The organism is Arthrobacter crystallopoietes (assembly GCF_017603825.1).
GTDB classification, from domain to species: domain Bacteria; phylum Actinomycetota; class Actinomycetes; order Actinomycetales; family Micrococcaceae; genus Crystallibacter; species Crystallibacter crystallopoietes_B.
Map to the genome: position 1 here is coordinate 1549274 of NZ_CP072014.1, position 25601 is coordinate 1574874.

26 protein-coding genes and 1 tRNA gene are annotated in these 25601 nt (G+C 64.8%); 13 read left to right on the forward strand and 14 right to left on the reverse strand.

Annotation, left to right across the window (positions count from 1 at the left end; genetic code table 11):
- Nucleotides 1-31: 31 nt before the first annotated feature.
- The 3 genes from J5251_RS07100 to J5251_RS07110 form a co-directional block, all read right to left on the reverse strand.
- Nucleotides 32-1180 (reverse strand): ABC transporter ATP-binding protein, encoded by a 1149-nt coding sequence (locus J5251_RS07100; RefSeq protein WP_139006701.1) that lies wholly within the window; start codon nucleotides 1178-1180, stop codon nucleotides 32-34.
- Nucleotides 1181-1301: 121 nt separating this feature from the next.
- Nucleotides 1302-2138 carry a trehalose-phosphatase gene (gene otsB / locus J5251_RS07105; RefSeq protein WP_208575619.1) on the reverse strand — a complete coding sequence of 279 codons (837 nt, stop codon included), beginning with the start codon at nucleotides 2136-2138 and terminating at the stop codon, nucleotides 1302-1304.
- A 13-nt stretch (nucleotides 2139-2151) separates the two neighbouring features.
- Nucleotides 2152-3630, reverse strand: a complete 1479-nt coding sequence (locus J5251_RS07110; RefSeq protein WP_208575620.1) for an alpha,alpha-trehalose-phosphate synthase (UDP-forming) — start codon at nucleotides 3628-3630, stop codon at nucleotides 2152-2154.
- 196 nt (nucleotides 3631-3826) lie between these two features.
- On the opposite strand from J5251_RS07110, the gene J5251_RS07115 reads away from it, so the two are divergent.
- The 5 genes from J5251_RS07115 to J5251_RS07135 all read left to right on the forward strand — a co-directional run bounded on the left by J5251_RS07115 (nucleotide 3827) and on the right by J5251_RS07135 (nucleotide 7212).
- Nucleotides 3827-4684, forward strand: a complete 858-nt coding sequence (locus tag J5251_RS07115; protein ID WP_208575621.1) for a DsbA family protein — start codon at nucleotides 3827-3829, stop codon at nucleotides 4682-4684.
- Nucleotides 4685-4798: 114 nt separating this feature from the next.
- Nucleotides 4799-4875: transfer RNA gene (locus J5251_RS07120), tRNA-Thr, on the forward strand.
- Between the two features lie 195 nt (nucleotides 4876-5070).
- Complete coding sequence (locus J5251_RS07125; RefSeq protein ID WP_139006710.1) at nucleotides 5071-5550, forward strand: hypothetical protein; 480 nt, start codon at nucleotides 5071-5073, stop codon at nucleotides 5548-5550.
- A gap of 74 nt (nucleotides 5551-5624) precedes the next feature.
- The gene (locus tag J5251_RS07130; protein WP_139006711.1) at nucleotides 5625-6905 is read left to right on the forward strand and encodes a CAP domain-containing protein; all 1281 of its coding nucleotides are present in this window, start codon (nucleotides 5625-5627) and stop codon (nucleotides 6903-6905) included.
- A 91-nt stretch (nucleotides 6906-6996) separates the two neighbouring features.
- Complete coding sequence (locus J5251_RS07135; protein WP_208575622.1) at nucleotides 6997-7212, forward strand: hypothetical protein; 216 nt, start codon at nucleotides 6997-6999, stop codon at nucleotides 7210-7212.
- Here J5251_RS07135 and J5251_RS07140 read toward each other — a convergent pair.
- The 3 genes from J5251_RS07140 to J5251_RS07150 form a co-directional block, all read right to left on the reverse strand.
- Nucleotides 7193-7522, reverse strand: a complete 330-nt coding sequence (locus J5251_RS07140; RefSeq protein ID WP_139006712.1) for a hypothetical protein — start codon at nucleotides 7520-7522, stop codon at nucleotides 7193-7195. The two genes, J5251_RS07135 and J5251_RS07140, sit on opposite strands and share 20 nt — an antisense overlap.
- 70 nt (nucleotides 7523-7592) lie before the next feature.
- Nucleotides 7593-7871 (reverse strand): flavin reductase family protein, encoded by a 279-nt coding sequence (locus tag J5251_RS07145; RefSeq protein ID WP_139006713.1) that lies wholly within the window; start codon nucleotides 7869-7871, stop codon nucleotides 7593-7595.
- Between the two features lie 25 nt (nucleotides 7872-7896).
- A complete protein-coding gene (locus tag J5251_RS07150) occupies nucleotides 7897-8604 on the reverse strand; it encodes an ion transporter (RefSeq protein ID WP_139006714.1) in 708 nt (235 codons plus the stop codon).
- 202 nt (nucleotides 8605-8806) lie between these two features.
- Here J5251_RS07150 and J5251_RS07155 point away from each other — a divergent pair, with 202 nt between their 5' ends.
- Nucleotides 8807-9952, forward strand: coding sequence for a S1C family serine protease (locus J5251_RS07155; protein ID WP_139006715.1), 1146 nt, complete (start codon nucleotides 8807-8809; stop codon nucleotides 9950-9952).
- 44 nt (nucleotides 9953-9996) lie between these two features.
- Nucleotides 9997-11016 (forward strand): LLM class flavin-dependent oxidoreductase, encoded by a 1020-nt coding sequence (locus tag J5251_RS07160; RefSeq protein ID WP_139006716.1) that lies wholly within the window; start codon nucleotides 9997-9999, stop codon nucleotides 11014-11016.
- A 21-nt stretch (nucleotides 11017-11037) separates the two neighbouring features.
- Here J5251_RS07160 and J5251_RS07165 read toward each other — a convergent pair whose 3' ends face one another.
- From J5251_RS07165 to J5251_RS07175, 3 genes are read right to left on the reverse strand one after another with little or no spacing between them, the layout of a single operon-like run.
- Complete coding sequence (locus J5251_RS07165; protein ID WP_139006717.1) at nucleotides 11038-11838, reverse strand: IclR family transcriptional regulator domain-containing protein; 801 nt, start codon at nucleotides 11836-11838, stop codon at nucleotides 11038-11040.
- Between the two features lie 35 nt (nucleotides 11839-11873).
- Complete coding sequence (locus J5251_RS07170) at nucleotides 11874-13730, reverse strand: bifunctional sugar phosphate isomerase/epimerase/4-hydroxyphenylpyruvate dioxygenase family protein (RefSeq protein WP_139006718.1); 1857 nt, start codon at nucleotides 13728-13730, stop codon at nucleotides 11874-11876.
- 31 nt (nucleotides 13731-13761) lie between these two features.
- Entirely contained in the window at nucleotides 13762-14634 is an 873-nt protein-coding gene (locus J5251_RS07175) for a shikimate dehydrogenase (protein ID WP_139006719.1), read from the reverse strand.
- Between the two features lie 278 nt (nucleotides 14635-14912).
- Here J5251_RS07175 and J5251_RS07180 point away from each other — a divergent pair, with 278 nt between their 5' ends.
- Complete coding sequence (locus J5251_RS07180; protein WP_139006720.1) at nucleotides 14913-16244, forward strand: MFS transporter; 1332 nt, start codon at nucleotides 14913-14915, stop codon at nucleotides 16242-16244.
- Nucleotides 16245-16366: 122 nt separating this feature from the next.
- Here J5251_RS07180 and J5251_RS07185 read toward each other — a convergent pair whose 3' ends face one another.
- Both J5251_RS07185 and J5251_RS07190 read right to left on the reverse strand, forming a co-directional pair.
- Complete coding sequence (locus J5251_RS07185; protein WP_139006721.1) at nucleotides 16367-17407, reverse strand: LLM class flavin-dependent oxidoreductase; 1041 nt, start codon at nucleotides 17405-17407, stop codon at nucleotides 16367-16369.
- A 70-nt stretch (nucleotides 17408-17477) separates the two neighbouring features.
- Nucleotides 17478-18902: a lipase maturation factor family protein gene (locus J5251_RS07190; RefSeq protein ID WP_139006722.1), complete on the reverse strand. Its 1425-nt coding sequence runs from the start codon at nucleotides 18900-18902 to the stop codon at nucleotides 17478-17480.
- Nucleotides 18903-19081: 179 nt separating this feature from the next.
- Here J5251_RS07190 and J5251_RS07195 point away from each other — a divergent pair, with 179 nt between their 5' ends.
- A complete protein-coding gene (locus tag J5251_RS07195) occupies nucleotides 19082-19621 on the forward strand; it encodes a methyltransferase family protein (protein ID WP_139006723.1) in 540 nt (179 codons plus the stop codon).
- A 177-nt stretch (nucleotides 19622-19798) separates the two neighbouring features.
- On the forward strand, nucleotides 19799-21481 hold the full coding sequence (locus J5251_RS07200; RefSeq protein ID WP_431188597.1) for a threonine/serine exporter family protein: 1683 nt from the start codon (nucleotides 19799-19801) through the stop codon (nucleotides 21479-21481).
- A 40-nt stretch (nucleotides 21482-21521) separates the two neighbouring features.
- On the opposite strand, the gene J5251_RS07205 is transcribed toward J5251_RS07200, so the two are convergent.
- Together J5251_RS07205 and J5251_RS07210 are read right to left on the reverse strand one after the other, a co-directional pair.
- Nucleotides 21522-22382 (reverse strand): siderophore-interacting protein, encoded by an 861-nt coding sequence (locus tag J5251_RS07205; RefSeq protein WP_139006724.1) that lies wholly within the window; start codon nucleotides 22380-22382, stop codon nucleotides 21522-21524.
- A gap of 93 nt (nucleotides 22383-22475) precedes the next feature.
- The gene (locus J5251_RS07210; protein ID WP_139006725.1) at nucleotides 22476-23234 is read right to left on the reverse strand and encodes a uracil-DNA glycosylase; all 759 of its coding nucleotides are present in this window, start codon (nucleotides 23232-23234) and stop codon (nucleotides 22476-22478) included.
- A 159-nt stretch (nucleotides 23235-23393) separates the two neighbouring features.
- Between J5251_RS07210 and J5251_RS07215 the strand changes: the two genes are divergently transcribed.
- The 3 genes from J5251_RS07215 to J5251_RS07225 all read left to right on the forward strand — a co-directional run bounded on the left by J5251_RS07215 (nucleotide 23394) and on the right by J5251_RS07225 (nucleotide 24838).
- Nucleotides 23394-23702 (forward strand): DUF3263 domain-containing protein, encoded by a 309-nt coding sequence (locus J5251_RS07215; protein ID WP_074699753.1) that lies wholly within the window; start codon nucleotides 23394-23396, stop codon nucleotides 23700-23702.
- Nucleotides 23703-23764: 62 nt separating this feature from the next.
- Nucleotides 23765-24463 (forward strand): LytR C-terminal domain-containing protein, encoded by a 699-nt coding sequence (locus J5251_RS07220; protein ID WP_139006726.1) that lies wholly within the window; start codon nucleotides 23765-23767, stop codon nucleotides 24461-24463.
- A gap of 168 nt (nucleotides 24464-24631) precedes the next feature.
- Complete coding sequence (locus tag J5251_RS07225; protein WP_139006727.1) at nucleotides 24632-24838, forward strand: cold-shock protein; 207 nt, start codon at nucleotides 24632-24634, stop codon at nucleotides 24836-24838.
- 105 nt (nucleotides 24839-24943) lie between these two features.
- Here J5251_RS07225 and J5251_RS07230 read toward each other — a convergent pair whose 3' ends face one another.
- Complete coding sequence (locus J5251_RS07230) at nucleotides 24944-25564, reverse strand: TM2 domain-containing protein (RefSeq protein ID WP_139006728.1); 621 nt, start codon at nucleotides 25562-25564, stop codon at nucleotides 24944-24946.
- Between the last annotated feature and the right edge of the window lie 37 nt (nucleotides 25565-25601).

A 25601-nucleotide genomic window follows, 5' to 3' on the forward strand; every position in this document is an offset into this window, starting at 1 on the left:
TGCAGTGACCCGTCGAAAGCGCTGCCGGAACTCAGGCCTTGTCCGCCTCCAGCGGCCGGTCCAGATCAGCCAGGGACGCCTGGGGCGCCGCCGGCGCATTATCGCCCAGCCGGAGGCCGGTCTGGGTGTCGAACAAGTGGACGTGGCCCTGCTTCGGGCGCACGTACACGGTGGTGCCGGCCTTCGGCGGCGTGCGCCCGTCCACGCGGCTCGTGATGTCGTGGCGGCTGCCGTTGACTTCGGTGTGGCCGTACACATAGGCGTCGGCGCCCAGTTCCTCGACCACATCGATCTCCACGGCCAGACCCTGGCCGTCCGGGGCCTGCTCCAGGTCCTCCGGACGCACACCGAGCATGACGGTGCTGCCGTGCGCCGCACCGAGAACGTCCCGCGGCACCGGATAGACCGTTCCGCCGAACTGGACGCCGCCGTCGGCCACTGGCAGTTCCAGCAGATTCATGGCCGGCGAGCCGATGAACCCGGCCACGAAAATGTTGGCCGGAGTGTCGTAGAGGTTGCGCGGGGAGTCCACCTGCTGCAGGATGCCGTCCTTGAGCACGGCGACCCGGTCGCCCATGGTCATCGCTTCGACCTGGTCGTGGGTGACGTAGACGGTGGTGACGCCGAGGCGCCGGGTCAGCGAGGCGATCTGCGTCCGGGTCTGGACGCGCAGCTTGGCATCCAGGTTGGAGAGCGGCTCGTCCATGAGGAAGACCTGCGGATTACGGACAATAGCCCGACCCATGGCAACGCGCTGGCGCTGGCCGCCGGAGAGCGCCTTCGGCTTGCGGTCCAGGTACTCCTCAAGGTCCAGCAGCTTGGCCGCCTCACGGACGCGCTGGGCGCGCTCCTCCTTGGCGATGCCCGCGATCTTGAGGGCAAAGCCCATGTTGTCGGCCACGGACATGTGCGGGTAGAGCGCGTAGTTCTGGAACACCATTGCAATGTCCCGGTCCTTCGGCGGAACGTCGGTGACGTCGCGGTCGCCGATCAGGATCCGGCCCGAGTTCACATCTTCCAGTCCTGCCAGCATCCGCAGGGAGGTGGACTTGCCGCAGCCCGAGGGGCCGACCAGGACCAGAAACTCGCCGTCCGCGATTTCCAGGTCAAGCTTGTCCACTGCAGGCTTCTCTGTGCCCGGGTACAAGCGCGTAGCATTATCGAACGTTACCGTTGCCATGGTGTTTCCCTTCACGGGCAGGTACGTGCCCGACGATCCGTTGTGATGGGTTGATATTCAGTTAGGTGAGCGGGCTCACGGAACCAAGTATGGCATGCGGCGGCAAGTAGTTGGCGGCGGCTCAGCTCAGTTGGGAGCCGGTTCCGTGCTGTTGGGAGGTCCGGCGGAGTTCCGCCAAGGTCTCGAGTACCCGGGCAAAAGCATCCGGGGAATCCACCCGAAAAGCCGCTCCCGACTCTCCGGATCCGATTTTGACACCCAGATCCTGCGGCTGCAGGGCCTTGATGGCGTCCTCGTCCGTGACATCGTCGCCCGCGAAGAAGACCGCCGTAGCCTCCGTAAACGCGCGCAGGAGTTCCAGTCCCTGCCCCTTGTCGGAGCTTAGGACCGAGGTCTCGAGCACCCGCTTGCCGTCCGTCAGGTGCAGTCCCTCGATTTCCGACAGCTCGCGGCGCGCTGCCTCGGTGGCGGCCTCGGCCACCGGATCTTCTGCCGTGCGGGTATGGAGTACGACGCCGGCCGGCTTGGCTTCCAGCCTCGTGCCCGGGTGGGCTGCGACCACCTTTTCAACCACCGCCGTGGCCTGGCGCAGCGCCAACGCCTGCGCCTGATCCAGGGTCAGGGCTGGGCTGCCGGGGCCGGTGAAGACTTCGGCGCCGTGCGAGCCGATGAGCAGGGTTCTATCGTCCGGCGAGGCAACCAGCCGCAGACTCTCGAGGGCGCGGCCGGAAATGAACGCCGTCGTTGTTTCGGGTAGTTCGAGCAGTTCCCTTACGGCGGCGGCGGCGGCCGGCAATGCCCGGGCATCTTCGGCGCGCGCGACAATCGGCGCCAGCGTGCCGTCGAAGTCCAGCGCCACGAGCAGCCGCGGCGTGCTGCTGATTTTCTCCAGCGCACGGCGCAGCGCCGGATCCAGCTCCCCGCGGTTCTCGCTCGTTGCGGCACGGTTTTCATTCATTGCCGCGTGCTCCTTACTCATTGTCGCTCCCCGCGGTTTTGCCCAGGGTTTCGCCATCGAGGGCGCGCAGGAAACTTTGGGACCATTGCTCGACGTCGTTCTGCAGGATCTGGCGGCGCATGACGCGCATCCGGCGGGTGGACTCGCCGGGGGCGATTTCCACGGCGCGCATGATCGCGTCTTTGAGCCCGTCGATGTCGTGCGGGTTGACCAGGATGGCCTGTTTCAGATGGTCGGCGGCGCCGGCGAACTCGCTGAGCACCAGCGCACCGTTGACCCCGGTCCGCGACGCCACGTATTCCTTGGCCACCAGGTTCATCCCGTCGCGCAGGGCCGTGACCAGCATGACGTCCGCCGCAAGGTAGAGCGCCACCATCTCTTCCTTGGGATAGCTGTGGTGGAGGTAGCGGATCGCGGTGTTGCTCAGGGTGTCGTAAGTGCCGTTGATCCGGCCGACCGCGCCCTCGATCTCCTCGCGCAACAGCCGGTAGGACTCGACGCGCTCGCGGCTAGGGCTTGCCACCTGGATCAGGGCCGCATCCTCCACGGTGACGCGGCCGTCCTCGAGCAGTTCGCCGTACGCCTTGATCCGGTGCTGGATGCCTTTGGTGTAGTCCAGCCGGTCCACGCCCAGCAGTACCGTCTTGGGATTGCCCAGCTCCTCGCGGATCTGCCGGGCCCGTTCGATGACCTCGGGGCTCTTGGCCAGCTGGTTGATCTGGTCCACGTCGATCGAGATCGGGAAGGCGCCGGCGCGGCAGATCCTGTCGCCGTCGTCGGTCCTGATGTTCACATGCTGGGACTTGATCGTGTGTCCGCTGAAACGCCGGACACAGCGCAGGAAGTTGCTTGAATCGCTGGGACGCTGAAAACCTACCAGGTCCGCACCCAGCAGCCCCTCGATCACCTGGCGGCGCCAAGGCAGCTGGGCGAAAATCTCCAGCGGGGGGAAGGGGATGTGGTTGAAGAAACCGATTTTCAGGTCGGGCCGCAGCTCCCGCAGCAGTTTGGGGACCAGCTGCAGCTGGTAATCCTGGACCCAGACCGTGGCGCCTTCTGCCGCCGATCCGGCAGTGGCCTCGGCAAAGCGCCGGTTGACCGCCTTGTAGACCTCCCACCAGGTGCGATGGAACTCCGGCGGGGCGATGACATCGTGGTAGAGCGGCCAGAGGGTTGCGTTGGAGAATCCCTCGTAGTACAGCTCCACGTCATCGCCACTGAGTTCAACCGGCACCAGACGCATGTTGTCGTGGTCGAAGGGCTCCAAAGCCTCATCCGCGGCGCCATGCCAGCCGATCCAGGCCCCGTCCGTTTTCGCCATCACCGGTGCTAGCGCGGTGACCAGGCCTCCCGGCGACCGGCGCCAGCTGTTGCCGCCGTCCTCGCCTGCAACGCGGTCTACCGGCAACCGGTTGGAGACTACGATGAAGTCATAGTCTCCATAGCCGGATCGGTCCGACGCGCCAGAATTGTTCGCCTTGGTTTTCGCCATGTAACTCTCCTGACCGTAATGAATCCTGATATTGACTCTATAAGACAGGAACCATCAGGCAGGCCCGGGGCGTTAATAATGAATGTAAGTGCGGTGAGCTGCACCACGAGAGCACCGCGAATATTGTAGTTTCAACTAAGCTGTTGCTTGGACGGCCGGACGTGGCCGTCAGCAGAGCCGGAAGACTTGAGGACATATGGCATCCCAGAACACCCCCAGGCCCACCAAGGCCGAGCGCACTGCCGAGGCGCGTGAAAAGGCCCGTCAAATGCGTGAAACGCAGCAACGCAAGGAAAAGCGCAATTCGTTGCTGGTCCGCTGGGGTGTTATCGGAGCTGTTGTCGCGATTGTCGCGATTGTCGCCATCATCGTGGCCACAAACCAGCGCGGCGACTTCCCGGATGCCGGTCCCACTCCGGCTAACGGCAACGAATACGGCGGCATCACGCTGACATCCAGCACCGAGCTGGAACCGACCACCCAGACCACTGTGGACGTGAACAGCGTCGACGCCGAGGCGGAGCCGCCGGCCGTGCCCAGCGGCATCGAAAAGGCCGCTGAGGGTGAGCCGGCCCAGATCGTGATTTACGTGGATGCCGCCTGCAGCCACTGCGCCACCTTCGAAGCCACCTATGGCGATCAGCTGGAGGAATGGCTGGACAACGGCGATGCTACGGTTGAATACCGCGCTGTGGCGTTCCTCGACCAGCCGGCTACCGGCAACTACTCTTCCCGTGGCGCCAACGCGCTGGCCTGCGTCGCCGAGTCTTCGCCGGAGAACTACCTCTCCTTCGTGGAACTGCTCTTCGAAAAGCAGGTACCCACAGGTCTTTCTAGCGACGAGCTCGCCGCCACTGCTGCCGAGACCGGTGCCGACGGTGCAGAAAGCTGCATCCAGGATGGGACCTACCGTCCCTACGCTGCGTACACCGATGCGCTGGCCCGCGCCGATGGCGTCGGCGGAACTCCTGCTGTTTACGTCGACGGCGAGGTCTGGGACAACACCGGCGACTTCGTTGAGTTCGCAAAGCCGATGATCGACGCCCGCTCCTAGTTCACAATCCGAAGGTGACGCCCGGTTGGATGCTTTGCGTTTCGCGCGAAGCGCCCAACTGGGCTAACCTTATCTAGCTGGAATTTCCAGCAGAGCAGGCTGCGAAGCCAGCACGCCTCCTTAGCTCAGTTGGCCAGAGCACCTGTCTTGTAAACAGGGGGTCGCCGGTTCGAATCCGGCAGGGGGCTCCACCGCGAGAGGCTTCGGTTCCTGAAGGTTAGGGATCGGAGCCTCGTTCGTTTTTTGTCAGGTCCCGGTTTGCGAGGGCGCCCTGATGACTCTCCATGGTTCGGCCGATGGGCGGCGCTTCCCCGGCAGCTCATCGAGGGGAAGAATGAAACGATGACGGACGCGTGCGTTCCAGCTGTACCGGGGAGGGCAGATCGGTGAAACCTGTGCCGGTCGGTGTCGTTCTGGTCATCGGCGGGACAACCATCGGAGCCCTCGTCGGCGCGGTCTACGGATTCGTGCCCACAACATTGTTTGCGTTCGCGAATGCGCCCACAACGCGGCGCGCCGGTGGCGTCGACATGGGGCAGTTTGCCTTGATCCTCGGCACCATTGCCGGGGCATTCATGGGGATCACGGCCAGCGTCGCATCACTCACGGCTCTTCTCATCGGTGGGCGTTGGCTGCAGGGCAGGCGATGGATCAGGTCGGCCGTTGCCGGAGTCGGGGCACTGCTGGGTGCTGCTCTTGCGTTCATTGCGATCATGACAGTGCTGGGCGGCGGGGCGCCGGCCTGGGCGCAGCTGCCCTCGGCCGCACCCATCTTCCTCGCCGCGGCAATGTTGGCGGCCATAGCCGTCCTGCTGGCGGACCAAATAGCGGAAGTAAAACCGGACACGCCGGAGCAGCATCCTTGACCAGCGGAAGAAAGTTGGTTAAAGGATTTCGAAAAACGTTCCATCAGGGCAAGTAAGCATCTAAGCTTCTACTTGTGCAAAAAACTGTTAAACCATTCATTGCCTTGACTGTGCTGCTGATGATGCTCCTGTCGGGCATGGCGCCCGCGTCCGCGGTGACCCGGACGGCCAGCGACCCCTTCGTTAAAGAGGTGCTGCGGCTGATCAACGAGGAGCGTGCCGGCCATGGACTGTCGCCGGTGGTTTGGAACCAGAGCGTCGGCAATGTCTCGCAGCAATGGGCGGAAGAGCAGAACAACCGCATCAACAACGATAAATACAGCCTCTCGACGATCCATCGTCCCGCGTACGGAAGCCAGCAAATCCCCGACGGTTACGACTGGTATACGGAAATCATTGGCATCAACAACAACGCCCAGCAGATTGTGGACTGGTGGATGAACTCTCCCGTGCACAAGGCAGGCATGTTGAGCCCAAGCGCCACGGACATCGGCATCGGCTATATGAAGACGACCAAGTCCGGCTGGTACGGCATGTACGTCGTCGTTGCCAATATCGCCGGCTATCCCGGTACGCGTGCGGAACTGCCGCCGCATCCCGGTATCGACATGGCGTCTTTCAATGACGGAGACATTGCGGCCATCGATTCCGCCGGGAACCTTTATGCCTATCCCACCGCCTTCGGCGGCGACTTGTGGCAGCGCAGCTATATCGCTTCCGGGTTCAATGGTGCGCTTGAAGTCGAAGTTGCAGACTGGAACGCTGACGGCATTCAGGACATCGTGGCGAGGTGGAGCTCAGGGAAATTGACCGTGCACTACGGGCTGGCGCGAGGAGGTCTGGCGGCTGCCCGTACGGTGGGCAGCTCCGGCTGGGCGAACTATGACATTACGGTGACCGATTGGAAGCAGGGGGACCTGTACCCGGCGATCGTTGCCAAGAACCAGTCCAACGGCAGGCTCTACTACTACAACAATCCTTACGGCGAACGGCACGGTTCCCGTACGTTAATCGGTGCCTCAGGGTGGGTGGACCTGGAAATATTCACGCTCGACTTCGACTACGACGGCAGGATGGACCTGGTCGCCAAGACGCCGCGAGGCCAGCTGAAGCTGTACCGCACGCACGGAAATGCAAGATTCGTTTCCGAATACCGCAGGATTATCGGCGTGTCCGGTTGGAACACCATGCACCATTTGTCATCCATCAACAATCACCTGGGAAATAGCAGGCCGGGCATTCTGGCGCGGGACAAGTACGGGAACCTGCATCATTACCCGGTCTCGCCGAACCAGGTCAACCGGCGCAGCACCATCGGCCAGGGCGGCTGGGACACCCTCATGCTCGGCAGCTAGCAGCGGTTTTGATCCGTTCAAAGTTTCCGGGTTCGGCCTGAATCTCAGCAGGTCCGGCTTATAGTGGCGGAGACAGCTACGGAGGCGGATTATGAGCGGAGACAAACCGGAACTGGATCCGGAAATCGACCAGCGTGAAGACGGCGTGGTCATTGAACCCGGGTCGGAGATCGACGAGGACCTGCAGGACAAGGTGCCCCCGGCTTCCGAGGGTACGGGTGACCCAAAGTCTGACGGCGGGGCCAGCGGCGCTGGGTCACCCACCTCAGGGACAGGCGCCCGTCCGCTCATGAAGCCTTTGCTATGAACGGGTAATGGCTCCAGTTGCCGTGGTCCACTTCGAGGACCGTGCCGTGCTCGCCGTAGAGGACGTTGACTGATTCTCCGAAGTACTCGCAGTCTTCATCCGGGCATGTGTCCGAGAGGTCTCCCGCGTAGTCGTTGGCGAACCGCTGTTCCCATTCGTCTACTTTGGCCATGGCCCAGGCGTTGCCCTCATCCGCCAGGACTTCAAGCTCCTCGATGCTGTAACGCCGACCCCGCTGGGGGTGCCGGGCGGATGGGGTTTCGCTGCCGCGTTGCAGTGATCCGGTGGTGGGTGCGCTCTTCGTGCTCATGCTCCCAATTTACGTCCCGCCACTGACAGTATTTGATCTCTGCCGTCGGCGCGTCCGGTATCAGGGAAGCTCAGGCCGGATGCCCGGCGTCCAGCTCCGAAACCTGGGAGACGTGCAAGGGCTTTGCTCCCGAACTGGACTCCATCTGGGAAGGGGCCAGCAGGAAGCCCACATGGTCGCCCAGATCGAACCGGTCCAGGACGTCCGCGATCATTCGGCGGGGACAATCCGTCAGGACCGGAACGCCGCCCGGTCCCTGGTGCCAATTGCAGGAGCCGAACTTGTCCACGTCATCGCCGGTATATTCCCCGAACAGGGCAGCGAGCTCCCGCTGGCCGGAACCTGGGATATGCTCATCCTAAGTCCGCAGCCGTCTACGAACCGTCCCCGCTTTGTAGCGTGGCCCGTTCTTCCGCGCTGCTGCCGCGGAGGAAGAAGGCGCCGACAGCCCCTGCCAAGGTGGCGAAAACAGCGACCGAATAGACCGCCAGCAGCACTTCCAGCAGCCGCGCGAAGCCACCCGCGGCAGTCAGCTCGCTGCCGGTAACGGTCGACATGGCGGCTTGATGCAGCGCATCGCCGTACCGCTGGTAGGAACCGGATACATAGAGCAACTGGCTGGAGACCATAATGACCATGGCAGTGACTGCTGCCAGCCAACCGATCCGGCTGGACAGCAGTCTGCCGGCTGAACGCCCGCCACGGATACCGGCCGAGAGCACGCTGCCGAATCTGGCCAGTCGTGCCGCCCGCAACACCCGGAGCGCCTGCAACGCACGGAAAAAGCGCAGGAAGGGCACCAACAGGAAAATAATCTGCCACCAGTTGCGCTTCCAGAACCGGCGCTGGAACCTGGCTATATAGGCGCGCAGCAGGAATTCCGCGACGAAGATTCCCCAGAACAGCCAGCCGAGAACCGACAAGAACGTCAGCAGCCCGGGCCGCGTGGCCAGCATCTGGCCGAGGACGACGAACACAAACACCAGGCCCAGGACGCCCATCGGCCGGTCAAGCCGGGCAGCCAGTGCCTCGGCGCGGTCCAGACGTGCCGCTGTTTCCAGATCGTCGCGTGGCTGCGCCATGTACCCTCCAGCTCGTCCGTGGTGTGAACGCCCGTTCATCTACCGAGCCATCCCCCGCCAACGCTAGCGACTGGACAGGGCCTCGGCCAGCCGCTGGATCCAGGTACTGCCAAGACACGGGCCGGTTTTCCCCATTCTCCGTTTGGGCCTTGACGCCAATACGACGACGGCGTTGGCTGGTGACAGTGTGAAGGAGACAACGATGCGGCTGCATTTCGAGACAGAGCCAACAGCAAACGGCACACCTGCAGACAGCGGTGGCAGCGGGGCCGGCAGCGCCTTGGAACACAGCCGCAACGTAAGGCGGACCGGGGCAGCGGCCGCGGTCGCCGCCGTCGTCCTCCTGGCCGGTTGCACCGCAACGGAACAGGAGCCGGGCACACAGACGGAGGGCGCAGTCTCATCCCCGGCAGCAGGGGAGGCGCTCGAACAAGGCGGCAGCGAAGGCGTTTCCATTCCGGACATCGTTGCCAGCGTGGAGCCATCAGTTGTGACCATCTTTACCGAGAGAGGTGGTCTGGGCAGTGGCGTTATTTACAGTGCGGACGGCCTGATCCTGACGAACGAACATGTGGTCCGCGGAGCGGATGGGGTTGAGGTTGGTTTTGCCGATGGCAAGCGCGAGGCCGGTACCGTGGTGGCGGAGGACCCGGTGACGGATCTGGCCCTGGTCCGGGTGGAGCGGACCGGGCTGCCCGCGGCGGAATTCGAGCCGTCGCTGCCCAGGGTAGGGGAGCTGGCGGTGGTGATCGGCAGTCCGCTCGGCTTCGCGAACACGGCGACGGCGGGGATCATTTCGGGGCTGCACCGCGAAATTCCGGGCTCGGCTTCCAACAGCCAATCGCTGGTGGACCTGATTCAGACCGATGCCCCGATCAGCCCGGGCAACTCGGGCGGGGCCGTGGTCAACAGCGAGGGGAAAGTCATCGGCATCAGCGAGGCCTACATTCCGCCGCAGGCGGGGGCCGTAGCGCTGGGCTTCGCGATTCCGGCGGCGACTGCGACCGAGGTTGCCGAACAACTGCGCGAGGACGGCAGCGCCGAGCACGCCTTCATGGGGCTGGGGCCTGCGGCCATCACGCCCCAGATCGCAGAGCAGCTTGGCCTGCCGGATACTCGGGGCGCCCTGGTGCTGTCCGTTGTGGACGGTGGTCCGGCCGCGGAGGCCGGACTGGAGCCCGGCGACGTGATCGTGGGGCTGGGCGGCGAAGAGATCCAGACGCCCGAGGACCTGCTTGCGGCCTTGCGCGCCCATGCACCGGGGGACGACGTGGAGGTGGAGATCAGCCGGGGCGGTAAAGCCAGCCAGATAACGGTCACGCTCACGGACCGCCCCTCCGCCGAATAAGGGCGATGCCGCAGCCGCCGGAATAGAACAGGCTGCTGGCTGTTATGACTGGTGTGCCACTAATCAAGACCCCCGTCTCCATTCTCGACCGTGCCAACTCCCGCTCCGGAGGTACCGAGGCGGAGGCCTTGAGGGCGACGGTGAACCGGGCGCGCCGGGCGGAGGAACTGGGGTACCACCGGTTCTGGGTGGCCGAACACCATGGTGTCCCGGGGATTGCCGGTTCGGCACCTACGGTCCTGATGGGGATCGTTGCCGCGCAGACGGAGCGGATCCGGGTGGGATCAGGCGGCGTGATGCTGCCTAACCACCAGCCGCTGGTGGTCGCAGAACAGACCGCGACGCTGCAGGCGCTCTTCCCCGGCCGGATTGATCTTGGCGTGGGCCGCTCCGTCGGGTTCACTCCCGCTGTCCGGCAGGCGCTGCGCCAGGACAAGGACGGCGCGGACCGCTTTGAGACGGATCTGGTCGAGTTGCTGGGGTTCCTGACCGGGGAGTCCGCCATCACCTCCCGACCGTACGACGGCGGTGCTACGCCGCCCTTCGTGCTGGCCACCGGTCAAGGTGCCGACATCGCTGCCAAGGCGGGGCTCGCCGTCGTTGTTGGTGGTCCTGCCTACACCGGACGGACGGGCATGCCGGCTGCGCTGGCCCGGTACCGCCGGAACTTCCGCCCCTCGCGGTGGTATCCGGAACCGTACGTGATCGTTTCGGGCAATGTCGCCGTCGCGGGGACGGTCGGGCAGGCGCGAGAACTCCTCCTGCCCGAGGCCTGGGCGCTGGCTCAGTCCCGCACGCGCGGCGAGTTCCCGCCGTTGGAGCCGGTGGAAAGTCTCCTCCAGCGCCAACTGACAGGGCGGCAGCAGAAGCTGATCGATGAAAGCCTTGCCTCGTCGATCTTCGGCACTCCTGGAGAGGTCGCGGAGCAGCTCGCCCGCCTGCTCGGAGCCACCGGCGCCAACGAGTTCATGGTCACCGGGAACACCTTCGATTCAGCCGCGCTCGCCGACTCGGATGACAGGCTGGCCGAACTGATGGGGCTGCCCAGCCGCAGCCCCGCTTAAGCAGGCCGCCACGGCCAGGGCTTAGACGCCGCGCTGGCGGCCGCCGAAGTCGTCGGCGATACGTTCCGCTGCCGCTTGCAGCCGGGGCAGGATTGTTTCGGCGATGGTCTCCTCCGGGCCGCGGTGGGTCTGCAGCGAGACATTGAGCGCGGCGATCAGGTCGCCGCCGCGTCGGACCGGAACCGCCAGCCCGCGCAGGCCGTCGTCGAGCTCCCGGGAGACCAAGGACCAACCGCGCTCGGCCGTGCGTTCCACCTCTTCCCGAAGCTCGGCGATACTGCTGATGGTGTGCTGGGTGTACTGGGTGATCTCGATGCCGTCGAAGAACGCTTCGCGGCTTGCTCGCGGCAGTCCGGCGACGAGTACACGGCCCATCGAAGTAGCCCAGGCCGGGAACCGGGTTCCCACGTTGACGGATACCCTGAGCATCCGCGGTGCCAGCACCCGGGAAATGTAAACCACATCAGTGCCGTCCAGGATGCACAGCGATGCCGTCTCATTCAGGTCCACGGCGAGTTGCTTCAGGTGCGGTTCGGCGATTTGCGGCAGGGTCAGGCTGGAGAGGAAGGTAGCGCCGATGTCCAGCGCGCGCGGGGTCAGCTCAAAGACACTGCCGTCGTTGCGCAGGTAGCCCAAGTCGGTCAGCGTCAGCAGGAAGCGACGGGCTGCGGCGCGGCTGAGGTCTGCCTTCGCGGCGGCCCTGGTGATGGTCAGGCGCGGTTCGTCGGCGCTGAATGCCAGCAGGACTGCGAGGGTTTTCTCCGCCGACTTGACCCAATAGGCAGGGGTCTGATCGCTGACGGCTTCGTCGAGCTGTTCCATGGTCCTAACTTTCCTTGCGGGCAATCCCAGTGATTCTAGCCGTGTTTGCTCAGCAAGTACTGAGCGGAGAGGCGGACCGGGGCGTTCGGTGCGCCGTAACCGTCGTAGCTGCTGCGGCGTTCGACTACTTCGAAGAAGACGCTTCCCACAGTGGCTGTGTAGAAGTGCAGGAACTCGCCCTGGTCGTCCCGGTCGTAGAGCAGGTTCAGTTCCTGCAGCGTGGCCAGCAGTTCCGGCGCGAGCCGGAAGCGCGCCTGCAGATCCGCATAGTAGTTGGCCGGAATCTTCAGGAACTCAAGCCCGCTGGCTACGGCGTTGCGGGCCAAGGCGATAAGGTCGGCGCAGGCGAAGGCGATGTGCTGCGGGTAGGCCGACTCTGCCGACGGGCCCGCCTGTTCCATCACCAGCGGGGCGATATTCAGGGCGAGGCGGACATTGCCGTCCTCGGTGCGCATGACCTGGCTGCGCACCAGGCCTACCGGGCTGGGGACCTCGGTGGACGGCCGCGGGGCCAGCGACAGGGTGCTTTCGTAGAAGAGGACGCTTTCGTCGAAGTGCTGCCAGGGCTGGGCCAAGTTGACGTGGTCGATATGTGTGATCAGGTCCTGGTGCGACCGCTTGGCGCCGTCGGTGGCGAATTCGTCCGTCCAGGCTGCCGTTCCGTCCGGCGTCGCCTCGCAGAGGAAGATCTCCGTGGAGTCCGGTGCCTTGACCGCCTGGAGCACGGCTTCATTGGCCTGGCTCTGGCGCGGCACGGCGGTGGCCTTCAGCTGCAGGGCGCGGGATGCGGCGACCAGCGGGTCTTCGACGTCGAAAGCCAGTGCCGCGATGGTCGGCTCGAGCCCACGGGCCTGCTGCTCGTTGATAATGATCCGGGCCTGTCCCTGCGTGTACAGCTGCACCGGCTTGGTGCGGTGCCGGCCCCGGAACGTGAAGCCGAGCTGCGAGAGCAGTTGCTGGACGTGCTCCGTGTTCTCCGCTTTGACCTCGGCGAAATTGAAGCCGGTGGGTTCGGCGACTTGCGGCAGGGTGGCCAGCTGCATCGGGAAGCGGGCGTCCGGGCCGTCGGTTTCGAGCAGATGGACCGAGGTGCGTTCCTCGAGCCAGATCAGCGAACGCATGGCATCGACGGCTGTGCGTTCCTCGTCGGCCTGTCGGAAGACGTCATTGAAGATCTCCAGGGACACCGGACCGTTGTAGCCGCTGCGCACCAGGTGGCCCATGAACTTGTCCAGTTCCCAGGCACCCTCGCCGGGGAAGACCCGGTAGTGCCGGCTCCAGGACAGGATGTCCATGCTCAATAGCGGCGCATCGGCCAGCTGGACGAAAAAGATCTTCTCCGCTGGGATCTTTTCGATGCCGGCCGGATTCCAGCCACGGGAGAGGATGTGGAAGCTGTCCAGGCAAGTGCCGATGTTCGGGTGGTCCGCCAGGTCCACGATCCGCATGGCGTGTTCGAAATCGTTGACGAACGTACCCCAGGCCAGTGCCTCGTAGGCGATGCGGATGCCGTAACGGGCGGCGAGGTCGCCGAGCCGACGGAGCTGGGCAGTGGCGAGCTCGTCGTCGTCGATCGTGGCGGTACCGACATTGCTGCAGAGCAGCATTAGGTCCATCCCGAGGCTGCGCATCAGGCGGAACTTCGCCTCGGCGCGGTAGAGGTTCTCCGCCAGCAGCTCTTCGGGCACGCCCTCGAAATCCCGGAACGGCTGGTACAGGTCCAGGCTGAGGCCGAGCCGGGCAGCCAGGGCCCGGATTTCCTCGGGGCTGTGCGGGGAGACCAACAGGTCCTGTTCGAAGATTTCAATGCCGTCGAAGCCCGCGTTGGCGCAGGCGTGCATTTTCTCTTCGAGCGTTCCGCTCAGGCAAACGGTGGCAATGGAAGTGCGCAACAGGGGACCTTTCGAAGGCAGTGAAGGAATGCTAGAGGCCTTGGGCCAGGAGCTCGAGGAAGTGTCCGCGCATGCGGGCCGGATCCGGCTCCAGCCCCGTGATGTAGCGGAAAGCGTCGACGGCCTGGCCGACGGCCATGTGCCCGCCATCGAGCACGCGGCAGCCCTTGGCCGCGGCGGTCTTGATCAATTCGGTCTCCACCGGCCGGTAGATGACGTCGGCTACCCAGTGCCGCGGCTCAAGCAGCTCCGTGTCCAACGGCAGCCCCGGGTGGTTGTACATGCCCACCGGGGTGGCGTTGAGGAGACCGTCAGCGTCGGCGAGGACGGCGGGGAGGTCTTCCATTCGCGCGGCGGCGACCTGCTGCTGGGGGAAGAGTCCGGCCAACGCGGCGGCACGTTCGGCGGAGCGCGCCGGGTCAAGATCCAGCAGCGTCAGTTTCCGTGCACCCTTCTTGAGCAGGGCGTAAGCGACGGCGGAACCGGCGCCTCCGGTGCCCAACTGCACCACCGAACCGAGTTCCGCGTCCGGAAGCCCGTTGTCCATGCCCATGCTGAAACCGGAAAAATCCGTGTTGTGGCCGAGGAACTTGCCATCCCGGATCAGGACGGTGTTGACGGCGCCGAGCCGGCGGGCGTCATCGGAAATCTCATCCAAGTGTTCCATCACCAGCTGTTTGCAGGGGTGCGTGATGTTGAAGGCGTTGTAGCCGAGCTCGCGGCCCTGGCGCAGCAGTTCGCCGACGTCTTCACCCGGACGGCCGAGCGATGTCAGATCAATGGGCCGGTACAGGTAGCGGATGCCGTGGTGGTCGGCCTCGCGTTCGTGCATGGGCGGCGTCAACGACACCGTGATCCCGTCGCCGATCAGACCGACTAAATAGGACTCCGACACCGTGCTCATGCGCGTTCCTTCCCTCGTTCGATTTCTGCACAATTGTACGCATATCGCACAAGGCTTGAAAAGACCCGTCGGTCGGAGTAGGTCGGAGCTTGATGGGGGCCGCAGATGTTAGCGATGGGACGTGTCCTTGCGCACGCCCTGTGAGGTGGGCTACCTTTTAACAATCGTTCGATTTGTGCACACTAGTGCGCAATGCGCACAAATAGGTTAGGCGGGACACTCCGCCTCAGGCCGCTTTCCCTGCCCCCACATCCCGCAGCAGTTGCAAGGAGCACTTCATGACCGCCGTTCACCAAGAGGATGAGGCCTTCGCCCATCACGGCAAGACGCCGAAGCGGGCTGCCATCGCCAGCTTTATGGGCAGCGCCGTCGAGTACTACGACTTCTTTATTTTCGGCTCCGCCGCGGCCCTGATCTTCCCGCACGTGTTCTTCCCGGATGAAAGTGCGCAGGCCGGCATCATGTCGCTGGCCACCTTCGGCTTCGCCTACATCGCCCGCCCGGTCGGCGCCATCTTCGTGGGCCATTTCGGCGACCGGATCGGCCGCCAGAAGGTGCTGATGTTCACGCTCGTGCTGATGGGCGCCTCTACGTTCATCATCGGCTGTATTCCGGACTTCCAGACCATCGGCTGGTGGGCTCCCGCCATCCTGGTGCTTTGCCGCCTGATGCAGGGGCTCTCCGCCGCCGGCGAGCAGGCCGGCGCCAGTTCGCTGACGCTGGAGCACGCTCCGGACAACCGCCGCTCCTTCTTCACCTCCTGGACTCTGACCGGTACCCAGGGCGGGCAGATCCTCGCGGCCCTGGTCTTCATCCCCGTGGTGGCCCTGCCTGACGAGATCAAGTACGGCATCGGCTGGCGCATTCCGTTCTGGCTCAGCGCAATCGTTGTCATCGTCACCTACTTCATCCGCCGTTCGCTGCACGAGACCCCCACCTTCGAGGCCGCCAAGGCCAACAACGAAATCGCGAAGCTCCCGGTCGCCGTGCTGCTGAAGAGCCACTGGCGCGACGTCCTGCGGGTGATCTGCTGCGCGTTCATCGCCGCGGTCTCTACCGTCTACGGCACGCTGGCGATCAAGTACGGCGCCGAGGTCGGCAGCGTCGACGAAGGCATTACGCTGTGGCTGGTGGTCGCCGGCAACATCGGTGCCCTGTTCACCCAGCCGCTCTTCGGCAAGTTGGCGGACCGGATCGGCCGCAAGCCGGTCTTCATCTACGGTGCCGTCGGCAGTGCGGTCTTCATGCCGTTCTATCTGCTCTCGATGGAATCGGGCAACACGCTGCTGCAGTTCGCCCTGTCCGTGGTGACCTTCTCCTGCGCCTACGCCGCGGCCAACGCCGTCTGGCCCTCGTTCTACGCCGAGATGTTCAGCGCCAAGGTCCGCTTCTCTGGACTGGCGATCGGCACCCAGTTGGGCTTCCTGATGGCCGGCTTCGCTCCGTCCATCGTGGCGGCCATCGGCGGGATCCAGGAAGGCGGCTGGGTTGCCACCAGCGTCTTCACCGCGGTCATCTGTGCCATCGCGGCAATCTCCGCGCTGACCGCCCGGGAAACCTACAGGGTTCCGACCGAAGAGCTCGGCAAACGCAAGCCGGTAACCGTCTAAGTCCAGCGCAGTAAAAGCCAGCGAACGACGCCGGCGGGAGACTTTCAAAGTCTCCCGCCGGCGTCGTGCTTGGTTGGGCAGTAGCTCTGGCTGGCCCTGCTGGTTTGGGCTGGTTCGCCGGGCTATTCCGCGGCGAGCTGCTCGCGGACGGCGGGGGCAACTTCCTTGCCGTAGAGCTCGATGCTGCGCATCAGTTTTTCGTGCGGGAGCGTGCCGAGGCTGTACTTCATATCCCAGCGGTCCAGTCCCAGGCCCTTGGCTACCTTGACGATCTTGGTGGCCACGGTTTCGGGTGAGCCAACAAACAGGGCGCCGTCCGGGCCGGCCTCCGTCTCGAACTGTCCGCGCGTCATGCGGCTCCAGCCGCGCTCGCGGCCGATGCGTTCCTGCATATCCACGTAGTGCGGCCACATCTCTTCCTTGGCCTGCTCGTCCGTCGCCGCGATGTAGCCGGGGGAGTGGGCGCCGACGGGCAGCCGGGGCTGGCCGAACTGGTCCAGGGCCTTGTGGTAGAGCTCCACGAAGGGGGAAAAGTTCATCGGGGCGCCGCCGATAATGGCGAGCATGAGGGGCAAGCGGTAGTGGGCGGCCCGCACCACGGACTGCGGCGTGCCGCCCACCGCGATCCAGGTGGGGAGGGAGCCCGAGGCCGTCGGCGGGTAGATCGTTTTGTTCTCCAGCGGGCCCCGCGTCTGCCCCGCCCAAGTGACTGGCTTTTCCTTGCGCAGCTCGGTGAAGAGCTGGAGCTTTTCGTCGAACAGGATGTCGTAGTCGCCCAGATCCAAGCCGAACAGCGGGAAGGATTCGGTGAAGGAGCCGCGGCCCAAAATCACCTCGGCGCGTCCGTTCGAGACCGCGTCGAGCGTGGAGAAACGCTGGAAGACCCGCACCGGATCGTCCGAGGAGAGTACGGTGACGGCTGAACCCAGCCGGATGTTCCTGGTCTGGCCGGCGATGGCTGCCAGGACGACATCCGGTGCGGAGACGGCGAAGTCCTCGCGGTGGTGTTCGCCGATGCCGATGAAGTCCAGCCCGACTTCGTCCGCCAGCACCGCCTCGGCGACGACATTGCGGATCACTTGATCCTGCGGGAGTGGCCTGCCGCCGGCGTCGTAAGTAACGTCCCCGAAGGTGTCCAGACCCAGTTCAATTTTGCGTGCCACGCTGCGGGCGCCTTCCTGAAGAATGATCAATGCGTTTGCATCATTATCGGCAACGGTGGAGCGCGGGATCTTATTCCGACCGGGCCGCGGGGTTTCTCAGCGGTGGCACGAACAGGCCGACCTGCCGGCGGATCCACCACAACCCGGTGGCCTTCTTTTCCTGCCGGGTGGAGTACCGGTAGTGGTAGACCAGCGCCCGAACCTGCCGGGGCGGTTCGCCGTCGAACGGATCGATTCTCAGCAGCTTCAGGGTCGCCCGGTCCGCAGCCAGCAGGCGCCGCAGGAACGGGATGAACCAGCTGTCGCCGGGAGCGCCGAGGGCCAGGAACCACATCAGCCAGTCCAGCCTCAGGTGGTAGGGCGCGAATTGCCGCGGCATGCGTCCCGGGTCCCCGGGCTTGCCCCTGAACTCGTATTCCTGCCAGCTGACGCCGTCGGCCGATCCTTCGACAATGATCTCGTAGCGCTCGCGGGTGATGCTGCCGAACGCGCCGTAGGCATTTGCCAGATGCCAGCGGTTGAAGCTGGTGTTCATCAACTGCCGCTTGGAGACCAGGTTGCGGGCCGGCCAATAGCTTAGGTAGACCATCAGGGCGGTCATGGCCAGGACGACGACGGCGAACCAGATCGGCGTGGGCGCGTAGTCCGGCGTGAGTTCCGGGCTGCCGGGCAGTACCGCGGAGATGGCGTCGTCACTGAGGGCAGCGGCGGCGGCCAAGATGGTCAGCCAGTTCAGCCACGCGAAGTTGCCTGAGATGACCAGCCACAGTTGCGTGACGATGATGATGGCCGCGGCGATGCTGCCCACGGGCTGCGGAAAGAACAGGAAGAACGGCACCACCAACTGGGCGAAGTGGTTCCCGATGACTTCCGCCTTGTGCAGCGGCTTGGGCAGATGGTGGAAGTACCTGCTGGCCGGGTTGGGCATCGGCTGCGTCTCGTGGTGGTAATACAGTGCGGTCAGATCCCGCCAGACGCGGTCCCCGCGGATCTTGATCATGCCGGCCCCGAATTCCAGCCGGAATGTGAGCCAGAGGAAAAGCCAGAGCACCGTAACCGGCGGGGCAATCTCGTTGGAGCCCAGGAACGCGGCCAGGAAGCCGGCTTCGAGCAGGAGTGTCTCCCAGCCGAAGCCGTAGAACGTCTGGCCGACGTTCACGATGGACATGTAGAGGCCCCAGAGCAGCAGGAAAGCGAGCATCGGCAGCCACGGGGGGCCCAGCTGCGGCAAACCAACCACCAGAGTTGCGGCCACGGCGGCGCCGGTCCACGCTACCGCGAGCAGCAGCTTGTCGGAATAGCGCCAGCTGAAAAGCGTGGGACCGCGGCCGGCGGAGCGGGCCAGATAGCGCGGCACGGGCAATAGCCCGTGCTCGCCGAGCAGGGCACGGAACTGCGCGACGGCGGAGAGGAACGCGATCACGTAGACGGCGGCAATCCCGCGCTGCAGCACCTGCCGCGCGACCTCGAAACCCTCGGCGTTCAACCAGTTCATGTACTTCCAACGTTAGGACCGCCGGCAACACTGTCAAGGCTTGCCGGGCGGAACGTCCTGTCCGGACCGAAGCCGGCGGCTGCAGAAACCCGGGCCTGCAAATGCCGGACTATGCTCACGGCAGCCGGACCCGGCGCGGAGGGGTTACATCCCCAGTGTCCCCGGGCCACAATGAAGGCATGAGAGATGCGGCGCAGGCGGAATACAGACGGGCCGTCCTCGGAACCGCGGCCTTCGCGGTGGCTCCGGTGGTGGCCGCTGGTGTTGTGCCCTGGCTGCTCACCCGCTGGCGGGCCCGGGTCCCGGTGCCTGGCGGATTGCCGGCCAGAGCCGGCGGCGCGGTGCTCGCCGCCGGAGGCGCCGCCGTCGTTATTGAATCTTTTGTGCGGTTCGCCCGGGAGGGCTTGGGTACGCCCGCGCCGATGGTGCCGACGAAGTATCTGGTGGTCACCGGGCCGTTCCGCTACGTGCGCAACCCGATTTACGTGGCGCTGCTGTCGATGGTCCTCGGCGAGGCGCTGATGCTGGGCCGGCCCAGGCTGCTCGGTTACTGCGCCGTGATGTCCGTTCCCGTGGGGCTTTTCGTCAGGCTCTACGAGGAGCCGGTTTTGGAGCGGCAGTTCGGCGATGAATACCGTCGCTACAAGCGCAACGTGCCAGGTTGGCTCCCGCGGCTGACGCCCTGGCGTGCCGAGGGAAGAAGCGGCGTCGAAAGCTAGCGATCCGGCCAGTCGCGGGCAGCCTGGCGGGTGCCGCATGTGATGCGTTTCTCGACGCTTTCACGGCTTGCGGCAACGGCCGTGTGGGAGGATGAAACCGGCCGGAAATTCACCCGAAAACACAGGAACGGAGGGGCAGTGCAGGACAAGGACGGCCAGCAGGATTCAGGTACTCCGATGTCGCCGCGGGTCGGCAGCCTGCCCATCATCAAGATCCCCCGCAAGCCCGCCGATATGCCGGAAAACGGGGCTGCCGGGGAGACCGGAGAGCGCTCGGAACCGGGATCGGGGACACCTCCGACGGCGAAGCAGCCGGTCGGCAAAAACGCGCCCGCAAAGCGCGCGGGAACCAAGCCCAAGGCCAAGCCTGCGATCCCTAGGGAACCGGTGGCCAAAGCGGCCAAGCCGGTTCCGTTCGGCACCGCTCCGCTGCCGATGCCCAAGGGCCAGCAGCGCACCAACGCCGCTGCCCGCCGGATGCTGCGCAAACTGGTGCAGGGCGAGGCGCCGCCCACGGCCCCGATGAGCATTGTTGAACGGCTCGCGGGGAGCCCGTATGCCAACCCCATGATCCAGGCCGCCGGGGTGGATACCTCCGCCCGGCTCACCCTTGATTTTGCGCTGGATTTGGCCGAGACCATGTTCCGCTACGGCGCCGGCGCCCTGGAAGTGGAAACGAGCATCATTGCCGTAACCGCGGCCTTTGGCCTGCGCGAGATCGATGTCGATATCACCAACCAGTCCGTGCTGATCAACTATGCCAAGGCGGACACGGTCCCGCTGACCCTGATGCGTGTCGTGCGGTCCTGGACGAACAACTACGCCGGTCTGTCACTGGTCCACCAGTTGGTCACGGACATCGTCAACGGCGGTGTGGGGCGGACCGAGGCCAAGGAGCGGCTGCAGGAGATTGCCGCGCGGCCCAAGCCGTTTGCCAAGTGGATGGCCATCGGCGCTGGCGGCGTTTTCGCCGGTTCCATTGTGGCGTTCCTCGGCGGCGGGATCTTCGCTTCGCTGGTGGCCATGCTGTCAACCGTGCTGATGGGTCTGCTGGGCCGCAAGCTGGGTAAATGGCGCGTGCCGGACTTCTTTGTCACTGCGATCGGGTCCTGCCTTGCCACCGTGGTTGCCCTGCTGTTCTGGCAGCTGCAGGTTCCGTTGAGCCCTTCGCTGGTAATCGCGGGCGGGATACTCTACCTCTTGCCAACAGGCCGATTGGTCTCTGCGACCCAGGACGCGATCAACGGCTTCCCCGTCACGGCGGCCGGCCGTTTCCTGTCCGCTTTCCTCACCTTTGCCGCTATCGCCTCCGGTGTGGCCGTGGGCCTGGTGGGCGGCGAGCTGGTGGGCGTCAGCCTGCCCGAGGTCTTCGTCGACGGGGAGGGCGAATACCCCTATGTGGTGCGGGCGCTGCTGCTCATGATTGCCACCATGGCTATCTGTATCACCGAGCAAACCAAGCTCAGCATGCTGGTGCCGACGGCCTTGGTTGGTCTCGTGGCACTGCTGCTCTACGACCTTGTCCTCATGGCCGGAATCGGGGAGCGGATAGGTCCGGCACTGGCCGCCGTCGTTATCGGTTTCCTAGGCCGTATCGTCGGATTGCGGATGGGCTCGCCGCAGCTGGTTGTGGCGGTGCCCGCCATCTTGTTCCTGCTGCCCGGACTGTCAATCTTCCGCGCCACCTACGATCTGACCGTTAATGTGGACGACCCCTTCGTAGGTGTGCTCAACCTCTTCGGTGCGCTGACGGTGATCCTTGCGATCTCCGGCGGCACGGTCCTCGGCGACAACCTGGCCCAGCCCTTCACCCGGGACATGGGCTCCAACGAGGGCCGCCGCAGGAACCGCCGCCGCTAACCAGCGGGCGGAGCCGTACCTGGCCACGTTGGCGAGGAGCCTAGGTTGCCGGGTAATTCTCCGGGAAGATCTGCCCGACCTCGGTCCGCTTTTCCGCCTGGAACGCGTCCTCGGCCCGGCCGTAGGCCCAGTAGCCGGAGATGGAAACCTGCTTGCGGTGCAGTCCGTGGTCCTGGAACAGCACGTCGCGCAGGGATTTGATGGCACCGCGCTCGCCGTGGACAAACGCATCCACTTCACCGGCAGGCCAATCAAGCCCTGCCACTGCATCCCGCAGGAGTGTGGTGGTGCCCGGGACCTGGCCTTGGCGGAAGAGCCAGTGGAACTGAAGGCCCGCCGGGGCGCTGAGGTCTTGGATGTCCGCCGCGGAGTCCACCTCGATCAGGGCATGTCCCGTTGCATGTGCCGGCAGCGCCTCGATGGCCGCGCCAATGGCCGGCAGCGCGGAATCGTCTCCGGCCAGGAGGTACCAATCGGCGTCGGGATTGGGGGCGTAGGCCCCGCCCGGGCCAGTGAACATGAGCCAATCCCCGGGCTGTGCCTTGAGGGCCCACGGGCCAGCCAGTCCCTCGTCGCCATGCACAACAAAGTCGATGGCTATTTCCCCGGCGGTCCGGTCCACGCTGCGGACCGTGTAGGTGCGGGTGACCGGCAGCTTGTCCGCGGGCAGGGTCTCTTTCAGTTCGGCGACGTCTACCGGGAGCTCAACGTCCAGTTCCGGGTCGAGGAAAAAGATCTTCACGTATTGGTCCGTGGCGTCCTTGGCCTCGAACTTCCCGAACCCCTCGCCGCCGGCGAAAACCCGGACCATGTGCTCGGAGAGGCGTTCGGTCCGCAGCACCTGAAGGTTCGTCTGGGGTTTTCGGGGACGTGCGGGGCGGGCTGCGGGCTGGGCAGACATGAAACGGCTCCTGAATACGCAAGACGTAGTGAAGGCGGATGGGTTACTACTAAGGACAACCTAACCCACCACCGGTTTTGTTCCCAACCACTATTACTGCGGCAACCGCCAGTCCACCGGGTCCGCGCCCTGCGCCCTGAGCAGTTCGTTGATCCGGCTGAAGGGGCGGGAACCGAAGAAGCCCCGTGAGGCGGATAACGGACTGGGATGTGCGGACTCGATCCGCGGCACGGCGTCCAGCAAGGGTGTCAGGTACTGAGCATCCCTGCCCCAGAGGACCACGACCAGCGGACCGCCCCTCGCCACGAGCGACCTGACCGCCAGCTCGGTCAGCTCTTCCCATCCCTTGCGGCGGTGTGCCCCGGTCTTGCCTGCCTCCACCGTCAGGACCCGGTTGAGCAGCAGCACCCCCTGATCCGCCCAGGCAGTCAGATCTCCGTGCGGTGCCGGCGGGATGCCCAGATCCGAGTCCAGCTCCTTGTAAATGTTGGCCAGGCTGCGGGGCAACGGCCGAACATGCCGCTCCACCGCGAAGCAGAGGCCGATCGAATGCCCGGGTGTGGGGTAAGGATCTTGCCCGACCACAAGGACTTTGATGGCAGAGAGCGGTCGCTGGAATGCTCGCAGAATATTGGCGGGCGCCGGCAGGATTTCACCGCCTGCTGCCCGCCGTTGTTCAAGGTAGGCAGCCAGCCCATGCACCGTTTCCGTCACTGGGGCCAGGACTTCGGCCCACTCGGGGTGCATGACCTCGTCCAATCCGGCCGGTGCAGAGAATGGAAAAGGCTCCCGGGTGTCCACCGCTGACCCGGTGGCCGGAAGCTCAAACAGTGCGCCGTCGTCGTCAGTCATCTTCCTATGGTCGCTGATCGGCGCCTGGGCGGGCGAACCGCTGGCCGATCCGAGGCGCCAGGCGCGGCCGCCGCGGCGTGCACAAATGACAGGCCGGTGATTCGTTACCATGGTGGAGGACAGTTTCCCCTGCAAACAAAACGGAAGTGACGGTGTGTCTTGGCTGGTTCCGTCGATGCCAGTGCGTTTTCCCTTGACGCCGAGCTGGATTCATCGAGCCCGCTGAGCGAACGCGACCAGAAAATGCTGGCGCTGGAACGGCAGTGGTGGAAGTATGCGGGTGCCAAGGAACAGGCCATCCGCGAGCTCTTCGACATGTCCGCCACGCACTACTATCAGATCCTCAATGGCTTGATCGATACCGAAGAGGCGCTGGCCCACGATCCGATGCTGGTCAAGCGGCTGCGCAGGCTGCGGACGTCCCGTCAGCGCGCACGCACTGCCCGTCGGCTGGGCACAGACGCCTAGCTCGGGTCCAGCCGTTCGACTGCGCAGATTTTTTCGATACAACTAAGGACGCATTCTTAGCGATGACCAAGTATTCCCGGGACGAGTTTGACCAGGTGCCCGAAACTTCAGACCGCCATGGCGTCCACCGGGCCCACATGGCAGCGTCGAAATCCAGCGGACTCGGCCTGATCATCCTGGCTACCGTACTGGCGCTCGCCGTTGGCGTGTTGTCCTTCTTCGTCCTGCCGCTGCTCGGAGCGGGGGGCGCGAGCACGGAACTCCAAGCCACCGCGGCGCCCTCGGCCAAGTCGGCATCCCCGAATGCCGCTACTAAAACGGCCGAAGCCACGGACGACGCCAGGGAACCAACTGTGGACGCAGCGGGTGAGGCCACGAAGCCTGCCAAGGAGCCCACGGCGGACGCCACCACGGAGCCCGCCGAGGAACCGATCGAGGAACCCACTGACGAGGCCGCCGAAGCTGACGCGGCCGTGAATAAAGCTGATCCGGTGCTGATCTTCAACAGCGTCGGCGTCAGCGGGCTAGGCGGCGCGGTTTCGCAGACGGTCACGTCCGACGGCTGGGCCGTTGGGGTAGTGGATAACTGGCAGGGTGCGCCCCCGGCCAACTCCGTGATCTTCTACAACCCCGGCCAGAGCGCCAATGCGCAGGCGTTGGGCGAGCTCCTTGGCATCTCCGACCTGCGCGAAACCGGGCAGGGAGCAGTCTCCGAGTATGTGACCGTGGTGCTCGGTCCTGGATTCCAGCAAAACGGCTGACCACATCCCGGTTTTGCCCGTCGGGAGATACTTCGGCGCCTCTGTTACACCTCCATAACATTCTCTGTGCCGGCGCTCACACCCATGCTGCGGCATGGGTAGAGTGAGCGCATCTCCACCGCTGGAAACAGGGGCGGCGGGGCCAGGTCTAGAAATATGGAGAGCAATATGGCGCAGGGAACCGTCAAATGGTTCAACGCGGAAAAAGGCTACGGCTTTATCACCGTCGATGAAAACGAAGCTGACGTATTCGTGCATTGGTCCGCCATCCAGATGGACGGTTACCGTTCCCTTGAGGAGGGCCAGCGCGTCGAGTTCGAAATTGGGGAAGGGCAGAAGGGGCCGCAGGCTGAGGAAGTGAAGCTCGCTTCCTGATTTACCAAATTACGACGGCGGCGGGCGGCTATCGATTTAGCCGCCCGCCGCCGTCGTACGCAGTTATAGACACAGCCCTCGGCAGCTTCGGTGGGGAACCTGTTGCTACTCCTTGAGCGGAACGCCCTTGGCATCGCGGCGGAACATTTCCGCTCCGACCAGGATCATGATGCCTTCGACGAAGCCCCAGATCGCACCGAGGCCGAACGTGACGATAGTGACGACGATCTGCAGGATCCCCATGCCGACATAGCCCAGGTAGAAGCGGTGGATACCCAGTCCGCCGAGCAGAATGCCCAGCAAGCCGCCGATCAGGCGGGACTTCTGTTCCGGGTAGCCGGCGTAATACGGCTGGCCCGGCTGGCCGTAGGGCGCCTGGCCGTACTGCGGCTGCGCGTAGGGATTCTGGCCGTGAGGCGGTTGCCCGTAGGGGGCCTGCCCCTGCGGCGGTTGTCCGTAAGGCGGTTGCCCGTAAGGGGCCTGGCCCTGCGGCTGCTGGCCGTACGGCGGTTGTCCATAGGGTGACTGGCTCTGCGGCTGCTGGCCCTGCGGTGCTTGGCCGAACGGAGGCTTTCCTCCGGGCGCCGGTTCACCGGGCGTATTGCCCAGGGGCTGTGTGGGATGGGTGCCCGCACCCCGCAACGGCTCGGTGGGATTCTCCCCGCGGGATGGTCCCGGCTGCTCCTGTCCGGCTTTGTCCTGCTTGCCGTCCGGATTTTCCGACATGTTCTTTTCCTTCGGTATGTGATGGTGCTGCGTGACT